3 protein-coding genes are annotated in these 3,048 nt (G+C 64.0%); all 3 read right to left on the reverse strand.

Going from position 1 to position 3,048, the window contains the following annotated elements:
* A partial coding sequence (gene secF, locus ACTHL0_RS09110; protein ID WP_440566406.1) for a protein translocase subunit SecF occupies nt 1-694 on the reverse strand: 694 nt, incomplete at its 3' end.
* 28 nt (nt 695-722) lie between these two features.
* Nucleotides 723-2,762: a protein translocase subunit SecD gene (secD, locus tag ACTHL0_RS09115; RefSeq protein WP_440566407.1), complete on the reverse strand. Its 2,040-nt coding sequence runs from the start codon at nt 2,760-2,762 to the stop codon at nt 723-725.
* 113 nt (nt 2,763-2,875) lie between these two features.
* A partial coding sequence (gene yajC / locus ACTHL0_RS09120; RefSeq protein ID WP_440566408.1) for a preprotein translocase subunit YajC occupies nt 2,876-3,048 on the reverse strand: 173 nt, incomplete at its 5' end.

Raw genomic sequence — 3,048 nt, forward strand, 5'->3', positions numbered from 1 at the left:
TCGCGTGGTTGATGACTTCCATGACCGTCATCTTGCGTTCGCGCCGGAACGTCTCGCGAATCCGGTCGAAGATCACGACCGATTCGTTCACCGAGTAGCCCAGCACGGCCAGCACCGCCGCCAGCACTGAGAGCGAGAACTCCCACTGGAAGAATGCGAAGAAGCCGAGAATGATCACGACGTCATGCAAGTTCGCGATGATGCCGGCCACCGCGTATTTCCACTCGAAGCGGAACGACAGATAGATGACGATGCCGATCACGACGCAGGCGAGTGCAAGCAAGCCGTTGGTGGCCAACTCTTTGCCCACCTGCGGCCCGACGAACTCGACGCGCTGCAACTGCGCTTGCGCGTCTTGCGTCTTCAGGCCCGACATCACCTGCTCGCTTTGCTGCGACGAGGAGAGCCCTTGCTTCAGCGGCAGGCGGATCATGACGTCGCGCGACGTACCGAACGTCTGCACTTGCGCGTCGCCATAGCCGAGCGTATCGAGCGTCTTGCGCAACGGATCGAGCTGAACGGCTTGCGGGTACTGCACTTCGATGACGGTGCCGCCCGTGAATTCCACCGACAGATGCAGCCCGCGATGGATCAAGAAGAACACCGCCGCGAAGAACGTCAGGAACGAGATCGCGTTGAAGATCAACGCCCGTTGCATGAACGGGATGTCTTTGCGGATGCGGAAAAATTCCATGGTCTGTCTCCGGGTTCTCGCGAACCGATTAACGGGGTGCGCCCGGTTTGCGCGGCGCGGCGCCTTCGCGCGCGCGATTGCGCAGGACCGGCTTCGCACCGCCGCGGCCGGCGTTGGCCTTCGGCTGCGCGGCGATAGCCTTCGTCGCGCGCATCGTGTCGGTGCTTTGATCGGCCTCGCTGCCTACTTGCGGATAAGCCGCGCCCTCGGCCGCGGCCGGACGCCAGACTTGGCCGATGGCGAGTGTCTTGAGCCGCTTCTTGCCGCCGTACCATGCATTGACGATCCCGCGCGAGAAGAACACGGCGGAGAACATCGACGTCAGGATGCCGATACAGTGGACGATCGCGAAGCCCCGGACGGGGCCCGAACCGAAGGCGAGCAGCGCCAGACCGGCGATCAGCGTGGTGACGTTCGAGTCGAGAATCGTCGCCCAGGCGTGCGCATAGCCATTCTGGATCGCCAACTGCGGCGGGGCGCCGTGGCGCAGTTCTTCACGCACGCGCTCGTTGATCAGCACGTTCGAATCGATTGCCATCCCGAGTGCGAGCGCGATAGCGGCGATACCGGGCAAAGTGAGCGTGGCTTGCAGCATCGACAGCACGGCGATGAGCAGCAGCAGGTTGACCGACAGGCCGATGACCGAGACAACGCCGAACAGCAGGTAGTAGGCGATCATGAACACGGTGATCGCGGCGAAGCCGTAGATAACCGAATCGAAACCCTTCTTGATGTTGTCGGCACCGAGGCTCGGGCCGATCGTGCGCTCTTCGATGATATCCATCGGCGCGGCCAGCGAGCCGGCGCGCAGCAGCAGCGCGAGATCGGAAGCGGCTTGCGGCGTGGGCTGGCCCGTGATCTGGAAGCGATCGCCGAGTTCCGACTGGATCGTCGCCACCGTCAGCACTTGCCCCTTGCCCTTTTCGAACAGCACCATCGCCATCGGCTTGCCGATGTTGTCGCGCGAGACGCTGGCCACCGCGCGGCCCGCCGACGAATTCAAGCGGATATTGACGGACGGACGCTGGTGTTCGTCGAAACCGGCCGATGCATCGATGATGCTGTCGCCCGTGAAGATCACCTGCTTGCGCAGCAGCACCGGCGCCTGCGCACCTTCGGTGAACAGTTCGTCGCCGGGGGGCACGGCTTCGCCCGGCGTCGGATGCGTGTTGACCGGATCGGCGAGACGCGCTTCGAGCGTGGCGGTACGGCCGATGATTTCCTTCGCTTTGGCCGTGTCTTGCACGCCCGGCAGCTCGACGACGATGCGATCGGGGCCTTGCTGCTGGATGACGGGCTCGGTCACGCCGAGTTCGTTCACGCGATTGTGCAGTGTCTGGATGTTCTGCTTGACCGCCGCTTCCTCGACCGCGTTCAGCTGCGCGGGCGCGAATGTGCCGACGACTTGCACGCCGCCGGCCGCCGCGGGCTGCGTCGCCCATTGCAGTTCGGTGACGTTGCGCGTGAGCTGCGTGCGGGCCTGGTCGGCCGTGGCTTGATCGGCGAAATCGATGACGACCGATTGGCCGACGCGATTGACGCCGCCTTCGCGGATCTGGTTGTCGCGCAGGAACGTGCGGGCGTCCGATGCGTCGGAGTCGAGGCGCTTGTTCAGCGCGCCGGCCATGTCGATCTGCATCAGGAAGTGGACGCCGCCGCGCAAATCGAGGCCGAGGTACATCGGCAGCGCGTGCAGGGCCGTGAGCCAGCGCGGCGACGCGCTTTGCAAATTGAGCGCGACGACGAATTGCGGATCGTTCGGATCCGGGTTCAGCGCCTTTTGCAGGACATCCTTCACGTGCAGCTGCGTATCGGTGTCCTTCAGCCTGACGCGGATGTTGGCGTTGGTTGCGGCGTTGTCGAACGTGACTTCGTCAGGCTTGATCTGATTCGCGGCAAGCGCGGATTCGACTTGCGAGAGCGTGGTGTTGTCGAGCTTGACCGTCACCTTGCCGCTCAGCACCTGCACGGCCGGCGCTTCGCCGTAAAAGTTGGGCAATGTGTACAGAAGGCCGATGGCGAGCGCCACGGCCATCACGACATATTTCCAACGGGGGTAGCGATTCATGGGGAAGCCGCAGGGGTGGGTTGGCGTAGGGGCGGGAAGCCAGCCGGCCGGGCCGCCGGGGCATGGCGCTTAAGCGCTGCCTTGTGGGCCGGGCACGGCGGACAGCGGCCGCCTCAGAGCGATTTGATCGTGCCTTTCGGGAGGATCGTCGTGACGGAACCCTTTTGCACGGTGATTTCCGTGCCTTCTGCGATTTCGATACCGACGTACGCTTCGCCGACCTTCGTGATCTTGCCGACCACGCCGCCGTTCGTCACGACTTCATCGCCCTTGGCCATCGCGGCGA

This window comes from Trinickia sp., from assembly GCF_051961175.1.
Lineage (GTDB): Bacteria > Pseudomonadota > Gammaproteobacteria > Burkholderiales > Burkholderiaceae > Trinickia.

Bases quoted from the DNA above. Each gene is read 5' to 3' on its own strand.
- secD (WP_440566407.1), bottom strand. From the start codon at position 2,762: ATGAATCGCTACCCCCGTTGGAAATATGTCGTGATGGCCGTGGCGCTC.